1 protein-coding gene is annotated in these 971 nt (G+C 64.4%); it reads left to right on the top strand.

Translation table 11 applies throughout. The annotated features are described in order from the left end of the window. Positions 1 to 971: phosphonoacetaldehyde dehydrogenase (gene phnY / locus G3N61_RS39175; RefSeq protein WP_205825135.1), on the top strand; the 971-nt coding region annotated here is incomplete at both ends.

The following is a 971-nucleotide window of genomic DNA, read 5'->3' as shown; positions in this document are numbered from 1 at the left end:
CACGGCAAGAAGCGCCGCGTGTACACGCAGCGTGACCCGCTGCTCGGCGTGATCTCGGCGATCACGCCGTTCAACCACCCGATGAACCAGGTCGCGCACAAGATCGTGCCGTCGGTCGCGACCAACAACCGGATCGTCGTGAAGCCGTCGGAGAAGGTGCCGCTGTCGTGCTACCTGTTCGCGGACATCTTGTACGAAGCCGGCCTGCCGCCGCAGATGCTGCAAGTGCTCACCGGCGACCCGAAGGAGATTGCCGACGAGCTGATCACGAACCCGGCAATCGACCTCATCACGTTCACCGGCGGCGTATCAATCGGCAAGTCGATCGCGTCGCGGATGGGCTACCGGCGCGCGGTGCTCGAGCTTGGCGGCAACGATCCGATCATCGTGATGGAAGACGCCGATCTCGACGAAGCGAGCACGCTCGCGGTGTCGGGCTCGTACAAGAACTCGGGGCAGCGTTGCACCGCGATCAAGCGGATGCTCGTGCACGAGTCGGTGGCCGATCGCTTCACGGAGCTGGTGGTCGAGAAGACCCGCGCGTGGTCGTACGGCAATCCGGCCGATCCTTCGGTCGACATGGGTACGGTGATCGACGAGGCGGCCGCGAAGTTCTGCGAGCAGCAGGTGAACGACGCGATCGCACGCGGTGCGCGGCTGCTGGTCGGCAACGTCCGCGACGGCGCGCTGTATTCGCCGACGGTGATCGATCGTGTGACGCCCGACATGCCGCTCGTGAAGTACGAGACGTTCGGCCCTGTGTCGCCGATCATGCGTTTCCGCGACATCGACGAAGCGATCCGGATGTCGAACAGCACCGACTATGCACTGTCGTCGTCGGTCTGCACGAACCGCTTCGACAGCATTACGCGCTTCATCACCGAGCTGGAAGTCGGCAGCGTGAACGTGCGCGAAGTACCGGGCTACCGGCTCGAACTGACGCCGTTCGGCGGCGTGAAGGATTCGGGGCT

The organism is Burkholderia sp. Ac-20349, assembly GCF_017104865.1.
Classification (GTDB): domain Bacteria; phylum Pseudomonadota; class Gammaproteobacteria; order Burkholderiales; family Burkholderiaceae; genus Burkholderia; species Burkholderia aenigmatica.
This window is presented reverse-complemented; position numbering and strand designations above follow the sequence as displayed.